The 14,198-nt window shown below is 42.6% G+C and carries 15 protein-coding genes and 1 riboswitch; of the genes, 1 reads left to right on the top strand and 14 read right to left on the bottom strand.

Features of this window, described 5'->3' with window-relative positions; translation table 11 throughout:
• Window positions 1-3 precede the first annotated feature (3 nt).
• The 13 genes from der to ABE021_RS02080 form a co-directional block, all read right to left on the bottom strand.
• Window positions 4-1,314 (bottom strand): ribosome biogenesis GTPase Der, encoded by a 1,311-nt coding sequence (gene der, locus ABE021_RS02140; RefSeq protein WP_430286524.1) that lies wholly within the window; start codon window positions 1,312-1,314, stop codon window positions 4-6.
• 113 nt (window positions 1,315-1,427) lie between these two features.
• Window positions 1,428-2,567, bottom strand: a complete 1,140-nt coding sequence (rpsA, locus tag ABE021_RS02135) for a 30S ribosomal protein S1 (RefSeq protein ID WP_430286523.1) — start codon at window positions 2,565-2,567, stop codon at window positions 1,428-1,430.
• A gap of 78 nt (window positions 2,568-2,645) precedes the next feature.
• Window positions 2,646-3,227, bottom strand: a complete 582-nt coding sequence (locus ABE021_RS02130) for a lysophospholipid acyltransferase family protein (RefSeq protein WP_430286522.1) — start codon at window positions 3,225-3,227, stop codon at window positions 2,646-2,648.
• The gene (gene cmk, locus ABE021_RS02125; protein ID WP_430286521.1) at window positions 3,224-3,901 is read right to left on the bottom strand and encodes a (d)CMP kinase; all 678 of its coding nucleotides are present in this window, start codon (window positions 3,899-3,901) and stop codon (window positions 3,224-3,226) included. The genes ABE021_RS02130 and cmk overlap by 4 nt, the downstream gene beginning before the upstream one ends.
• Window positions 3,902-3,979: 78 nt before the next feature.
• On the bottom strand, window positions 3,980-4,615 hold the full coding sequence (locus ABE021_RS02120; RefSeq protein WP_430286519.1) for a flagellar brake protein: 636 nt from the start codon (window positions 4,613-4,615) through the stop codon (window positions 3,980-3,982).
• A 68-nt stretch (window positions 4,616-4,683) separates the two neighbouring features.
• Complete coding sequence (locus ABE021_RS02115) at window positions 4,684-5,970, bottom strand: PepSY1/2 domain-containing protein (RefSeq protein ID WP_430286518.1); 1,287 nt, start codon at window positions 5,968-5,970, stop codon at window positions 4,684-4,686.
• A 63-nt stretch (window positions 5,971-6,033) separates the two neighbouring features.
• Window positions 6,034-6,801, bottom strand: a complete 768-nt coding sequence (gene sleB, locus ABE021_RS02110; RefSeq protein ID WP_430286956.1) for a spore cortex-lytic enzyme — start codon at window positions 6,799-6,801, stop codon at window positions 6,034-6,036.
• A 142-nt stretch (window positions 6,802-6,943) separates the two neighbouring features.
• Complete coding sequence (prsW, locus tag ABE021_RS02105; RefSeq protein WP_430286516.1) at window positions 6,944-7,615, bottom strand: glutamic-type intramembrane protease PrsW; 672 nt, start codon at window positions 7,613-7,615, stop codon at window positions 6,944-6,946.
• Window positions 7,616-7,674: 59 nt separating this feature from the next.
• The gene (locus tag ABE021_RS02100) at window positions 7,675-8,649 is read right to left on the bottom strand and encodes a YpdA family putative bacillithiol disulfide reductase (protein WP_430286515.1); all 975 of its coding nucleotides are present in this window, start codon (window positions 8,647-8,649) and stop codon (window positions 7,675-7,677) included.
• Window positions 8,642-9,448 (bottom strand): metallophosphoesterase, encoded by an 807-nt coding sequence (locus ABE021_RS02095; protein ID WP_430286513.1) that lies wholly within the window; start codon window positions 9,446-9,448, stop codon window positions 8,642-8,644. Before ABE021_RS02095 ends, ABE021_RS02100 begins: the two co-directional genes overlap by 8 nt.
• Before the next feature lie 61 nt (window positions 9,449-9,509).
• Window positions 9,510-10,253 (bottom strand): LysM peptidoglycan-binding domain-containing protein, encoded by a 744-nt coding sequence (locus tag ABE021_RS02090; protein ID WP_430286512.1) that lies wholly within the window; start codon window positions 10,251-10,253, stop codon window positions 9,510-9,512.
• A gap of 79 nt (window positions 10,254-10,332) precedes the next feature.
• Window positions 10,333-11,769, bottom strand: coding sequence for a RecQ family ATP-dependent DNA helicase (locus tag ABE021_RS02085; RefSeq protein WP_430286511.1), 1,437 nt, complete (start codon window positions 11,767-11,769; stop codon window positions 10,333-10,335).
• Window positions 11,769-12,815, bottom strand: a complete 1,047-nt coding sequence (locus ABE021_RS02080; protein WP_430286510.1) for a helix-turn-helix domain-containing protein — start codon at window positions 12,813-12,815, stop codon at window positions 11,769-11,771. Before ABE021_RS02080 ends, ABE021_RS02085 begins: the two co-directional genes overlap by 1 nt.
• Before the next feature lie 107 nt (window positions 12,816-12,922).
• Between ABE021_RS02080 and ABE021_RS02075 the strand changes: the two genes are divergently transcribed.
• Window positions 12,923-13,180 carry a ferredoxin gene (locus tag ABE021_RS02075; protein ID WP_430286509.1) on the top strand — a complete coding sequence of 86 codons (258 nt, stop codon included), beginning with the start codon at window positions 12,923-12,925 and terminating at the stop codon, window positions 13,178-13,180.
• Window positions 13,181-13,225: 45 nt separating this feature from the next.
• Here ABE021_RS02075 and ABE021_RS02070 read toward each other — a convergent pair whose 3' ends face one another.
• Window positions 13,226-13,807, bottom strand: a complete 582-nt coding sequence (locus ABE021_RS02070; protein ID WP_430286508.1) for an ECF transporter S component — start codon at window positions 13,805-13,807, stop codon at window positions 13,226-13,228.
• A 196-nt stretch (window positions 13,808-14,003) separates the two neighbouring features.
• Window positions 14,004-14,136: riboswitch (FMN riboswitch) on the bottom strand.
• Window positions 14,137-14,198 lie beyond the last annotated feature (62 nt).

Below are 14,198 nucleotides of genomic sequence, written 5' to 3'. Positions count from 1 at the left end.
TCATTAACTTCTAGCACGAGTGATAATTCGAATCGGCGTCCCTTCAAATCCGAAAGATTCACGCAAGCGATTACGAAGGAATCTTTCATAAGAAAAGTGCATCAACTCCGTATCATTTACAAATACAACAAAAGCCGGTGGCCGGACTGCAACCTGTGTTGAATAATAAATACGGAGACGCTTCCCTTTGTCTGCAGGAGCTGGATTCCTAGCGATGGCATCCTCAATCACTTCGTTCAGTACACTCGATTGAATACGCATCGAATGACTTTCACTAATAGTCACGATCATGTCAAACAATGAGCGAACTCTTTGCTTGGTTTTTGCAGATACGTAAGCAATCGGCGCGTAATCCAGGAATAAAAAGTTTTTTCGGATATCTTCGGTAAAACGGTTCATCGTTTTCTCGTCTTTCTCAAGGGCATCCCACTTATTTACAACGAAAAGAATCCCCTTCCCTGCTTCCTCTGCATATCCAGCAATCCGTTTGTCCTGCTCACGGATACCTTCTTCCCCATTTATGATGATCAGCACTACATCTGAGCGGTCGATGGCTTTCAAGGCACGAAGTACACTGTATTTCTCCGTATTTTCGTAAACCTTCCCTTTTTTGCGCATCCCGGCTGTATCGATAATTTTGAATTTCTGTCCTTCATATTCATAAGAAGAGTCAGTCGCATCCGTGGTGGTTCCTGCAACGTCACTTACAATCACACGTTCTTCACCAAGTAAAGCATTAACTAATGATGACTTACCGACATTCGGCCGGCCAATTAAAGAAAAACGGATGACATCTTCTTCAACCTCTTCTTCTGATGGGTCAGGGAAGTTTTCTGCTACGGTATCTAATAGATCACCAAGCCCTAAACCGTGAGACCCCGAAATAGGATGCGGATCACCGAAACCGAGTGAATAGAAATCATAGATCATGTCTTTCATCTCAGGGTTGTCCACTTTATTTACAGCAAGAACCACCGGCTTTTTCGTTTTATACAAGATCTTTGCCACCTGCTCGTCAGCATCGGTAACACCTTCTCTTCCATTTGTAAGGAAGATGATCACATCCGCTTCCTCAATCGCAATTTCAGCTTGCAAACGGATTTGGACCAAAAACGGTTCGTCTCCTATAGCGATCCCACCTGTGTCAATCAAGTTGAATTCGTGAGACAGCCAATCTGCTGCACTATAAATTCTATCCCGCGTCACTCCGGAAACATCTTCTACTATTGAAATACGTTCTCCGACAATTCTGTTAAAAATCGTGGACTTCCCTACATTCGGACGTCCTACGATGGCTACTGTTGGTTTACTCATTAGTCATTCATCCTTCCAAGCTATCTTCTGCATATTATACACAAAAAAAAGAGATGGCGCTCAAAAAAGAGCCATCTCTTTCATTAACAGTTGTTACAAGTCCACAAATCATATTAGTTTGAGAACTTTTTTAACTGATCTCCGATGACATCACTAATCGAAAAACCAGAGGGTTCTTCAGGCATTTCATAGCCATCATAAGTGTCCTCTTCTTTTTCAGTCAAATCTTTAATGCTTAAAGATAGACGTTTGTCGTCCGGATTAACATCCAACACTTTCACTTCGACGGTCTGTCCTTCAGATAGGACTTCGTTCGGAGTTCCGATGTGATCATGTGAAATCCGAGAAATGTGGACAAGACCTTCCACTCCCGGCAGCACTTCTACAAAAGCTCCATAAGATACAAGACGTTTCACAGTACCTTGCAGCACCGCACCTTTAGGAGCTTTGTCTTCAATACCTTCCCACGGTCCAGCTAGCGTATCTTTAATGGATAAGCTGATACGTTCAGCATCGCGATCAACAGCCAAAATTTTCACTTCAACTTTGTCGCCTTCATTCAGGACATCCGAAACTTTTTCCACGTGCCCGTGAGCGATCTGTGAAATGTGGACTAACCCATCCACACCGCCTAAATCTACAAATGCACCAAATGAAGCGATGCGCTGAATGGTACCTTCCAGAACTTGACCCTCGTGTAGATTTGCAAGGATCTCTTCTTTTTTCGAAGATTTCTCTTCTTGGAGAACAGCACGATGTGATAGTATCAATCGATTTTTCTCTTTGTCCATTTCCACAATCTTAAAGTCCATAGTGCGCCCTTTGTATTCTTCAAAGGATTCAACGAAATGGTCTTCCACCAGTGATGCCGGGATGAACCCGCGCACTCCCAGGTCGACAACAAGGCCGCCTTTGACAACGTCCTTCACTTCAGTTGTTATCGTTACCGCATTATTGAATTGCTCTTCCAATGTCCCCCATGCATCTTCAGCATCTACTTTTCGTTTTGATAATACGAAAGCGTCATCTTCCACCTTAATAATGGAAAGCTCAAGTTCATCGCCTTCTTTTACTGCATCAGATGCTGTTTCAATGTGAAGACTAGATAATTCACTGATTGGAATCACGCCGTCAAATGGTGCACCAGAAATTTCCACTGTGACAGACTTATCTTCTATCTTTGTTACTTTGCCCGTCACGCGATCTCCTTCATTATACCCGTCCATCTCTTCTACATTCATCTCTTCAGTCATATGTAGTCCTCCTCCATATTGATCATAGTTCTATACTATTGGAATATACCCATAAAAACAAAAAATTGAACTTGTTTGTCAACGATTTTTTTCTATTAGCTGTTGTATGGCGCTCATAATCACTTCTGTAGCTTCTTCTGCAGAAGCTTTACGTTCACGTAACGGACTCATATCGATTGGTTCCCCGTATACCACTTTCAGCTGTTGGAATGGACGATATGAGCCGATTATTGCACAAGGCATGACTAACGCATCGCCTTTTAGTGCAAAAAAACCTGCTCCTGTCAATCCTTTCCCTAATTCTCCAGTTTTACTCCTTGTTCCTTCAGGAAACATTCCAACTACTTGTCCGGACCGAAGTAATTCAAGCGCTTTACGGATTGCCTGGCGATCGCTAAGTCCGCGTTTTACTGGAAATGCGTTCACATTCGGCAGTACAGACTTCAAGACAGGTAATTGAAAGAGTTCTTCTTTCGCCATGAAGTGCACGGGACGGGGTGCTGTCAACCCGACAACAGGCGGATCCAGGTTATCGATATGATTCGTACATAACAGGACCCCCTGTTCTTTAGGGAAATTCTCTTTACCTATAACTTTGATTCGATAGAAAGGTTTTAACACAGCAGTACAAAGTACTTTACCAAGAGGATATAGATTCATCGGCTTTTCCTCTTTTCCGCATGCTGAATGATCGTATCAGCAACCTCTTCAATACTCATCGATGTGGTGTCGATAAGAATTGCATCACTTGCTTGTTTCAAAGGTGATGCGACCCGTTCCATATCGGCCTTATCCCGATTGGATATGTCTTGGCATAGCTGATCCAAAGGACGATCAATTCCTCTTTTTGTGTTTTCAACAAAACGTCGTGCAGCACGCTCTTCCACAGATGCTGTCATATATATCTTCAATTCTGCACTTGGGAGTACCGCTGTCCCGATATCCCTGCCGTCCATGACAACACCTTTGCTAGTGGCTAAAAGTCGTTGCTTTTCCACCATCATCTCTCTTACTCGTGGTTGAGCAGCAGTAGCAGATACATTTGACGTCACTTCTTGTGAACGGATTGCGTCAGTTACATCCGCGCCATCCACCCTTACAATTTGTCCATTTTCCGTAGGTTCCAATTCAATGACAATCCGCTCTAACAATTGAGAGAGTGCGTCATCGTCATATACATCTATATGCTCTTTCAACGCCTTATATGTCAGAGCTCGGTACATTGCACCTGTATCGATGTACGTATATCCTAATTTACTTGCAGTAATTTTTGCAATGGTGCTTTTTCCTGCAGCTGCAGGTCCATCTATAGCGATTTGTATTCCATTTTCCATATCTATTACCCCCGTACTCAATTCGAAAACATTGTACCATAGCGAAAAGGAAAAAGTCTTATTCGTAAAGACCTTTTCCTATTCGTTCCTTTTTTTTAATTGTCTTTCAAAGCATAACCGAATGATTTGCTGACGGGATTCGGAATCGATCTGGTCGAATTGCATCGATGCAATTCGACGGCCATCCTTCTCCCAAATACGAACGATTCTCGCGTTCACCCGTACATATTTTATCGAACTATTCGCATATGGAAGTACAATTGTCAGCTTGACGATATCATCTTCTTCCAAATTTGTTCTTGATAGATTGACCGCCATCCCGCCTGCGCTGATGTCTTCGGCGACAAGCTGGTGGATTGTGCCATCTTTGTCCACCGCAACGTCCAAGGACGAGTCAACCCGAACAAATTCGCGGCGTTGTATTTTAATCAGCCCCCCATCTCCAGGATAGGTGAGCTGCAGCATCGGAATTCCCCTGTTCAGTCTTCCCATCACTTCCGTTTTAAAGACGTACGCCATTTTCAACTCATCGACAAAAGAGATAAGAAGTTGAGTACCGTCCATGAAGAAAGCGGTTCTTCCTGTCTCAAGATGAGTGGGATAATCGATCATCACACAATCATTCCCGAGGTCCACAACTCGGCTTTTATATTTTTCTCCCTCTTCAGTATAGTCTTTGTCTATTGTGATTGAGGTTCCCAATGCAAGCTTCATCAAACCGCCACCTGTCATGATTCATACTATTAGTATGACACGATAACCGGGATTTTCCAATCCCTATTTTAAGCTTGCTTCTCCGTGCGGATGACATCTTTTGTTTCCGTATCCACAAGGACGACATACGTTCCAGTCTCACCATTTTCTTCCAATGTCACCGTTAAGGAATAAGCGAGCCGCTGGATTCCATGTTCATTTTCAACATAAACCAATTCTTGCTTGTGCACTTTGACATTCTTATGGAAAAAAGTCCCCCAATCAATTTTTATCATCGGCTGGTCTTTAAGTTGTTCTTTTCGTATATACTCTGCGGCGTTGAGCCCTAATATCCGCCCATCCTCTTTTGCGGCCTTGATTTGAATCGTGTCGGATAAAACTTTTGCTTGATGCATTTTCTCTACTCGTGTATAGACAAAGTGGAATGCCGTATCATTTTCCCTTACCTCTTCATAGACCACATCTGTGTATCCTGAATCTTTTAAAAACGTTTCTACCCGATTACGTACACTTTCCAATTCCATAGTTCCTGTTCCTGCCGGACGTTCTGTAAGGAAAGACAGGATATGTCCGCCCTTTTGTGTAATATCGATATAACCGATTGAATCTTGATCGGAAAATCGGATATGGTAAAAAGGATACGCTGCTCCTGGTTTACTATTTGTCGTGTCGATCACTTGGTCAGACACATCCGGAAAAAGTTTTTTGAACTTGGCAAGTGCCTCTTCTTTCGTGATTTTCGGATCTTTGATATGCTTCAATTCTTTCTTCTTTAATGCATCCGATTCACTCGCCGTTAGAGGAAAATCACTTTCCGTATATTGTTGGATAGAGGCACTTAATCCTTTCCAATCAAAAGTGGCCTTCTCGCCATCCAGTTTATCTTGCCATTCTTTCATCGAAAGATTACCATTTGCCATATCAGCAGTTGCAATTGACCATTGGTCAGAAAGACTTTCAATGTTTTGAGAAGCACGATCCATGACTTTGTGGAATTCTGCAGGATCGGTTCGTTCATCCCCTTCTTTCGAGAACTTCCCTAACCTGCCTAAATAGTTCATCCATGTCGTTGAAAAACGTTGATCGAGAGGGAGTGACGCCACGGACTGTTGGATATCCGAAGATAACCGCCAAATATCCTCACGCGCCTCAAGATCTCCTTGACCCTGATTGAACAGCAACGTCTTCTTTACAGCTCCATCAAGCTCTTGTAATTTCGATGAAGCATCGGAAATATTTTTTGCATACTGGACAGACAGGGCATTTTGCAAGTCCTTATTTTGCATAGCTATTGAATAGGAATATACAGACAAAGAAACAATCGCGAATACAGCGAGAAACACTATTCTTTTCATGAGTACGTGATGCACCTGCTTTCTGTATAAATTTTAATTTCTTACTGTGAAGCGGAATTCTTGTTAATCACAAAATATATGCATTCCTATTTTCTTGATTTGCGGTCGGGACCAGATCCATTTGCTCGTAGCTGTCACCGGGTTAAAATAATAAATTGCATTCTCAGAAGGATCCCATCCATTCATGGCGTCAATTACCGCTTCTTTTGCCCGTTCATTCGGCGTCAACCAAATTTGACCGTCTGACACAGCAGTAAAAGCCCCCGGCTGGAAAATCACTCCGCCCACTGTATTCGGGAAATCCGGATGCTCAATCCGATTTAAGATGACAGCTGCTACAGCAACTTGTCCTTCATAAGGTTCTCCTCGAGATTCACCGTACACAGCATTAGCTAACAGCTTTAAATCATCTGCACTATATTTTGAAGGGACTTGTGTACTTGGCTTTTTAGCAGCCGTTCCCCCTTTCACTTGGGAAGACAATGGTTTCCCCCCATAGTGAGTGAATTCCTTTCCGTTCTTAATATTATCCATAACAAACTTCTTGTCATATGAAGAAATCGCTGTCAACTTTTTCTTTGTCTTAGTCCCCGCTATTCCATCCACGGGCATTCCATACTTTTCCTGGAACTCCCTCAATGCCCAATACGTTTGATACCCAAAGTTTCCATCTATTTTCCCTTTGAAGAATCCGATAAATTGAAGCCTCGCTTGAAGTTCAATGACATCGTCTCCTTTTGTCCCTTTTGCTAATTGCCGATCAGTAAAAGCGTGGGAATCAGTTGATAGTGAGAATTGAATGCCAACAAAAAACAAAAAGCCAATCAACATTACCCGCAATGTCTTCTTCATGTCGTTTCCTCCAGTCGTTCTTCTTAATGAACTTAGACTGTCCTAAATTACTGGATTTATGACACACAGTTCCAATTGCGCACAAAAAAAAACCATCCATTGGAAACGGATGGCTTGATCACTATCTTGATCTTTTTTGAAATTGCCTCATTGCAAATACATGTGCATATTTCACCCTCGTGAGCCCAAACCACCATAAAAAAAGCATGAATGGGATCATTAAATAGAGCCACAGATCATGAATCTCCAAAATTGCATTGTACGTAACATGCAACAAAAAAGGAAAAACAAAAGCAAGGAATAAATTTAGTTTCTTCTTATCTGTTGTAGCAAATTTAGCTCTTCCAAAATAGTATCCCATTACAACACCGAACAATGCATGACTCGATACCGGCAATAACGCACGGATAAATGCTGTGTCCAGTCCGAATGTGAACAAAAATAAAATATTTTCAACAGTCGCGAATCCTAAAGAAACACTGGCTCCAAAAAGAATTCCATCGTAGGCATCCTCAAACTCGAAATTTTTATAAACAAAGACTAGTAAAATGAGCCATTTGAAAAATTCTTCCAAAATACCCGTGAAAAGAGTATTCTGTAAAAATGCATTTTCGAAAACCTGTTCCTGCTCAAAAACATGTTGAATGAACAGGATAGGAAAGGTCATGACCGCTCCGTAGACAAATGCCTGAAAAAGAGTGCGCGAAGGTTCCCTTGAAATTTCTTTTCTCAAGTATAAATAACTGAATAATGCCAGTGAAGGAGCAATCGCAACAGTAAACAAAATTATCAAGCTTCGCACCCCCAGTCAGGGAGATTATAACATAATTAGAACAACAATTACCTGTTTTGTTAGCAATTTGTATTTATCTTATCGGAAATCGATAAGGCAATTGCCTCTCCATGATGCCTGCCGTTTTCAATAAAAATTGAATTGGCATTATTCCCCGCAGCAATTACCCCGGCAATATATAGACCCTCTACTGAAGTTTCCATTGTTTCTTCGTTGAACAAGGGACATCCGCTTTCCTGTTCCAACTGGATCCCTATACTTTTTAGGAAAGTATAGTCAGGATGATAACCAATCATGGCGAATACAGCATCTGCCTGGATTTCTTGTACGCCCGATTCTGTTTGGACACGAACAGAATCCTCTGTTATTTCTTCAACAGCAGCTTGAAACATCATTCTGATTTGCCCGTTATTCACCAGACTTTCAAATCCAGGTAAAATCCATGGCTTCACACTGGATGAATAGGATGATCCACGATAAACGACTGTTACGTTAGCGCCTGCCCGCTGGAGCTCAAGTGCAGCATCTACTGCAGAATTTTTACCACCAATCACTACTACATTCTTGCGGAAGTATGGATGTGCTTCTTTAAAATAGTGATGGACGTGTGGTAAGTCTGCACCGACTGCTTCAAGGCGGTTCGGTTGGTCATAATAACCTGTCGCAACTACGACGTACGAAGTTTCATACACAGCCTTTTCCGTAGTGAGATGAAAAACCTGCCCTGATTTTTTTACAGACAAAACCGTTTCATCACTGTTTATCGTCAATTGTTCGAGTTCAGCTACTGTGCGATAGTAAACAAGCGCATCATTGCGTTGAGGCTTATCTTTCGCGGTGATAAATGGAATATTGCCTATCGATAATTTCAAGCTGGAACTAAAAAATGTCTGATGAGTTGGATAGCGATTGATGGAGTTCACTATACTCCCCTTTTCAATAAGCAATACATCCAGACCTAACCGTTGTAAATGGATAGCAGCAGATAGTCCACAAGGACCTGCTCCTATTATAATGGCATCCGTTTTAAGCATGTCGACTTGTTCCACTCCTTTTTTCGTACCGAATTATTATCAAGTGCGTTTCTGGGGGGGCGCCGAAACGCAACGGGACCAACGTGGTTCCAAATCCATTACTTATCAGTCGTACACAAGACGTTTCAACTTTGAACTCTCCCCTAGGCTGCATGCCGAATCGACCGAATCGAATCTGTCCTCCATGCGTATGCCCCCCTACGAGGAGATCAGGTTGAGAAATTTGCTGAATCTTATTGAACAGTGATGGATTGTGGACTGCCACAAGCTGATACGAATAATCTTCCTCAAATGACACTGCTTTTTGTAAATCCGTATTTCCGCTTGAAGGATCATCTGCACCGCTAATAATCCAGTCCGGGTGATCAGGGATACGCACACTTCTATTATCCAGTATGGTCCCACCGACATCTGCAATAACTTGCCGAATGGTCGTTTCCCCTATTTCCCGATCATTGTTACCCCATACGTAATAGACAGGTCCTAAAGCAGCAAGTTTCCGAATATTATTCTTCACACGTACTGGGGAGACACCTTTTTCCGCTAGATCGCCGCCAATAATAACGAGGTCGACCGAACTGGAATGAGATCTGACTTTATTTAAAAGTTTCGTAGGAATCCTTCTCCTGTGCACATCACTAATGAAAAATGCAGTGAGCTCCCGGTCAGCTGTCGATGACGCGTTCACTTTCATTCGGTGGATCTTTAAAGAAGTCCGATGTGCACTATAAAACATACCTCCCAGCAAAAAGCCTAAACCTGTGAATAATACACTCATTGCTATCCAAAAATTTTTCATACATCCACCTGCCATATGAAAAAGGCAAAGTCAGCGTACTTTGCCTTTTCAAAATTTGTAATTAAGGAATAACCAGCGTTTGTCCAACACTGATTGAATTTGACGATAAACCATTTGCTGCTTTGATTTTTTCAACACCGCTGCCTGAACCATAATAAGTGACCGAAATCCGGTAAAGCGTTTCCTTCGGCTGAACGGTATGTGATTTTGCAACTGGTTTCACTTCTGGTTTAGTTTCAGGCTTGGGATCCGGTTTTGGTTCTGGTTTTGGTTCCGGCTTTGGTTCCGGTTTTGGTTCCGGCTTTGGTTCCGGTTTTGGTTCCGGCTTTGGTTCCGGTTTAGGATCCGGTTTCGGTTTCGGTTTTTCTGTGACCTCAGGTTTTTGTTCCGGCTTCGGAGCTTCCACTTTATCATCTTTTTTTGCGTCTTCATCCGTCTTTGTTTTGCCATCTTCTTTATTTTCATCAGCATCCGCCGGAGCATCGCTCGAAGAATTCGGTGATTGACTGGCACCGAGTTCATAGGTTACCCCTGATTTTTCAATATTGACGGTCGTTTCATCTTTAGGATTATACAAATCTGAAAGGACATACACAAATATCCCAATCGGAATCAATGTAAAAAGAACAAGAACAACATTTATGAGCGTTAGCCCTTTTCTTGATTCTTTCTTATTCTTCTTGGGTGTTCCATTCTTATTTTGTCTTAATTTAACGCGAGAGGGGAGATCGCCATTGGTATTCTCACCTAAGTCGATCTCTTTTCTATTTTCTTCGAACTCTGAGTTATAGTCACTTTTTGTCATAGTGGCATTCTCCTATCCCCTATTACTATATCTTTATTATGACGAATTTTGTCGTAAATGTAAACGTCAATGAGGTCTCCTAACAAAGCAATAGCCGAATTCTCTCCTGCCACGGCAAGAGTCTTCTTGGATTCGCTGGCCGCCCGTTACTTAAAAGCCATTCATCATTAGCCGTACCGCATACGGAACAGCACATATCATGCTTGAGCGGAGAGCTTTCATCAAAATAAGAGAGTAATTGTGCTCGTAAACAGGAGTCCGCTTGGACATATGCAATCATTTGCCTTAGCTTCTCTTCTTTGTCGTACTTTAGCTTTGTGAACATTTTGAGAACGCCGTCTATTGAATGGGTCTCTAAATAATACCGCAGGATCCTAGAGCCTGTTTCAGAAATCCCGGCCAGTTCCGCCGATGATTCAATCGACTGGCCAGATGTCCGCATCGCTGCAAAATGACGGACCTGCGATTCATCAGGCAAGTCATGCTGCACTATGAAACGAACCTTTTGTTCGTCGCCCATGACATATAACAACACTGCTGCAGAAAGCTCTCCATCTCTTCCAGCACGTCCTGCTTCTTGGACATAGGCAGCCGCAGATTGCGGTAATTGGTCATGGATGACTTGCCGGATATTATCTTTGTGTACACCCATTCCAAAAGCATTGGTCGCACAAATCCAAGTTATTTCTCCAGTTAGAAATTGTTGCTGGATTATATTCCGGTCCCCCGCTTCTTTACCGGCATGGTACGAAGCAATCGCGATCCCTTCTTGTTGTAGTACACGCGTCAGTTCTTCCGCACGTTTCCTAGAAGCAACATATATGATTCCAGGTCCCTTTGTTGTGATCAAGCGTTCCTTCAGCCATGCTGTTTTATCCGCTTCCATTTCCAGCTGTTGGACCGTATATGTTAGGTTTGGCCGATCCAATGACTGCCGGATAACGTTCGGTTTAGACATATGTAAGTAGCGGATGATATCCGTTTCCACCCGCGCATCTGCAGTGGCAGTCAACGCAAGAATAGGTGGATTTCCAGCTGAGCGGATGAATTCCCCTAATCGTAAATAATCCGGACGAAAGTCGAATCCCCACTGTGAAATACAATGGGCTTCGTCCACTACGAGAATTGAAATCGGTAATTTCATCAAAAAGTTGGTCATATCCGGACGGCTGATCATTTCAGGTGAGATGAACAGAAACTTGATTTTATGGATTTCATCCAATACAGATTTCCGCTCTTCAGAGGATAGAAAAGAATTGAGTGCCGCCACGCGTTTTTCACCACGTTTCCGAATACTCGCCACTTGGTCTTCCATTAACGAAACAAGAGGTGACACGACGAGGACAAGTCCATCCATCATTTCACCGGGTAACTGATAGCACAAAGACTTTCCCACTCCTGTAGGCAGTATGGCAATCGTATCATTACGTTTCAATACGGAGAGGATGACTTCTTCTTGACCTGGACGGAAATGGTTAAATCCGAATCGGCTTTTAAGTTCCTGATGAAGATCCATTATACAAGTTCTCCTTTCGATGTACTTAATATAAGACGCAACTGAAAATAGGATAAGTGGGGAAACTTGTCTTTTAAAAGACGCAGCCGCTTCACGCTGTTTCTATTTACTTCTTGTTGAACCGCCAACTGATCCGAAGACTGCACAAATCGTAGAATAGGGAAATCTCTGTCGTTCGCTGCAATTTCAGCAATATGATCTTCAATGGTATTCACTTTCAATTGCCGGACAACTGAAATCTCATCGATAGATAACCCTTGGTCAAATAATTTTTTTGTAACCGCTGTCGATTCTGTGAGAGGGGTTTCAATGCGAATACCCGCTGCGAGCATATGTAATAAGGGCAGTTGGTTTGCTGCATCTACTCTTTCTAATACAGCGATCAGTCGGTGGAGCGCTTCAAGATACTCAAGCTGCAGACTGCCGACCGTCTCTCCGGTGGATTCTCCAAGCTGCTCCCATGTCCACCCTGATGCATCAGCACCGGTTAAACGATGACTCACCAATGCTGCCTGCAAATCAGAAATACCGGTCATTTTCAACGCGAGTAACAATTCTTCAGCGAGAGAGCAAGCGCTACTTGTGCGTGAACCTCTTTGAGCATGCAGGACTTCTTTGACAAACTGTTGAATTTTACGATCATTCGTTATTGGATGAAAGGAGTTTCGGGAATTTCGTAACTGAGAGAGTGTTTGAACCAATAAAACCAACCGCAAAAAGAAAATTTCTTCACGGCCTCTGTAATGCCATCCATCGAACTGAAAGTCAGATAATTCATCCGCCTTTCCCTTTCCTATTGCAGTGACTGTCACAATCCCTTCACTCTCACTGATCATTCCTGCATATTGAAGGGAGTTGACAGCTTCTGCAAAAGTTGAGTCTGAAAGTTTGGGAAGAATCGAGAAATAAGGTTTGACAGAAAAGTAGTCGACGTCTTGGAGTGTTTGTCCTGAACGCTTACCACGCAAGATATGTAAACTGGCATTCAAAGACCTTTGCCCATCCATTTTTACTGCTATCTTTAATATTATTGAACTCAACTTCACGAAGAATCCCTACTTTCTAGTGGTTAAAGGTTGAAAACTGCTGAAAACCGTTTTAGAATGGATGAAGTACCTAGTTGCTAGTGCGAAGAAAAGAGGAGAGAACGAACATGTCTACTCGAAAGTTTACAATCGTAGATCAGGACACATGTATCGCTTGTGGGGCTTGCGGAGCTGCAGCGCCTGATATTTATGATTACGATGATGAAGGAATTGCGTTTGTTATCCTCGATGATAACACGGGAAATACTGAAGTTCCAGAAGAACTGCTGGAGGACCTTGAAGACGCATTTGACGGATGTCCAACAGACTCCATTAAAATCGCAGACAATCCATTTGAAGGCGATCCACTCAAATATGAAGATTGAAAAACAGGCTGCCCACAACTTTCGTGGACAGCCTGCTTTTCTATGTTAGACCGATAATTTGCGATGCTGCTGAGAAATCCAATTCTGCATACTTTTAAAGAGGAGTAAAGAAATCGCCATTAAGATAGCACCTTTAATGAGGTTGAAAGGCAAGATTCCTAATACGATCATTTTGTACAGCCCATCTCCTGTTACAGGGGGTGCATTCAAAAAATACGTGTATGCCGGCAAAAAGACCAAATAATTCAAAAGACTCATGCCTGCAGCCATAGAAACTGTACCTGCTAGAAGACCGGCAGTTAAGCCGCGCGAGTTACGGAATTTGTTGAAAATGAAGTATATCGGCATGATGAATAAAATGCCCGTCACAAAGTTCGCTATTTCCCCCACAGGTACACCTGTCGGACTTCCTGATAAGAACCAATGAAGAATATTCTTCAATAACTCTACGAGGATTCCTGCAACCGGTCCTAATGTCATCACCGCTAATACGGCGGGGATTTCACTAAAGTCGATTTTCAGAAATCCTGGTAACGCAGGCAGCGGGAAGTTAAACTGCATAAGAACTGTGGAAATGCTACCTAGGATGGCGACTAAAATCATCACCCTTAATTTTTTACTGTTCATACTACTCTCTCCTTTTGCGATTCACTTCACAAAGAGGAAAGGTTCCGCCTGATCTTTCGTCTGTCTTCACAAAAACTCCCTTAAGCAAACAAATGCAAAAGGGAGTGAGTAGACGTGTTTAAATAAGACACCAGCATTCAGAAGAACGCCCGCACTTAAATAAGCCGTTGCCTAACAGACAAAAAGACGGCTTCGCCTTCACCTTCTCCCATCCAGACTATACTGTCGGCTCCAGAATCTCACTGGAATCAGCTGTTACGCTCGCGGGCTAAAAAGCTTTCGCTCCTATTTCCGCCGGTCGGGAATTACACCCTGCCCCGAAGATGAATCAATATTTAGTTACACGACAAGTATACCGAAAAAAAAACAGTCTGTAAACTTGTATGTTTAC

The sequence above is a fragment of the Sporosarcina gallistercoris genome (assembly GCF_050459885.1).
GTDB classification, from domain to species: domain Bacteria; phylum Bacillota; class Bacilli; order Bacillales_A; family Planococcaceae; genus Sporosarcina; species Sporosarcina gallistercoris_A.
This window is presented reverse-complemented; position numbering and strand designations above follow the sequence as displayed.

Coding starts and splice junctions, on each gene's coding strand:
- der (WP_430286524.1), bottom strand. CDS start 1,314: ATGAGTAAACCAACAGTAGCCATCGTAGGACGTCCGAATGTAGGGAAG.
- rpsA (WP_430286523.1), bottom strand. CDS start 2,567: ATGACTGAAGAGATGAATGTAGAAGAGATGGACGGGTATAATGAAGGA.
- ABE021_RS02130 (WP_430286522.1), bottom strand. CDS start 3,227: ATGAATCTATATCCTCTTGGTAAAGTACTTTGTACTGCTGTGTTAAAA.
- cmk (WP_430286521.1), bottom strand. CDS start 3,901: ATGGAAAATGGAATACAAATCGCTATAGATGGACCTGCAGCTGCAGGA.
- ABE021_RS02120 (WP_430286519.1), bottom strand. CDS start 4,615: ATGAAGCTTGCATTGGGAACCTCAATCACAATAGACAAAGACTATACT.
- ABE021_RS02115 (WP_430286518.1), bottom strand. CDS start 5,970: ATGAAAAGAATAGTGTTTCTCGCTGTATTCGCGATTGTTTCTTTGTCT.
- sleB (WP_430286956.1), bottom strand. CDS start 6,801: ATGTTGATTGGCTTTTTGTTTTTTGTTGGCATTCAATTCTCACTATCA.
- ABE021_RS02100 (WP_430286515.1), bottom strand. CDS start 8,649: ATGCTTAAAACGGATGCCATTATAATAGGAGCAGGTCCTTGTGGACTA.
- ABE021_RS02095 (WP_430286513.1), bottom strand. CDS start 9,448: ATGAAAAATTTTTGGATAGCAATGAGTGTATTATTCACAGGTTTAGGC.
- ABE021_RS02090 (WP_430286512.1), bottom strand. CDS start 10,253: ATGACAAAAAGTGACTATAACTCAGAGTTCGAAGAAAATAGAAAAGAG.
- ABE021_RS02085 (WP_430286511.1), bottom strand. CDS start 11,769: ATGGATCTTCATCAGGAACTTAAAAGCCGATTCGGATTTAACCATTTC.
- ABE021_RS02075 (WP_430286509.1), top strand. CDS start 12,923: ATGTCTACTCGAAAGTTTACAATCGTAGATCAGGACACATGTATCGCT.
- ABE021_RS02070 (WP_430286508.1), bottom strand. CDS start 13,807: ATGAACAGTAAAAAATTAAGGGTGATGATTTTAGTCGCCATCCTAGGT.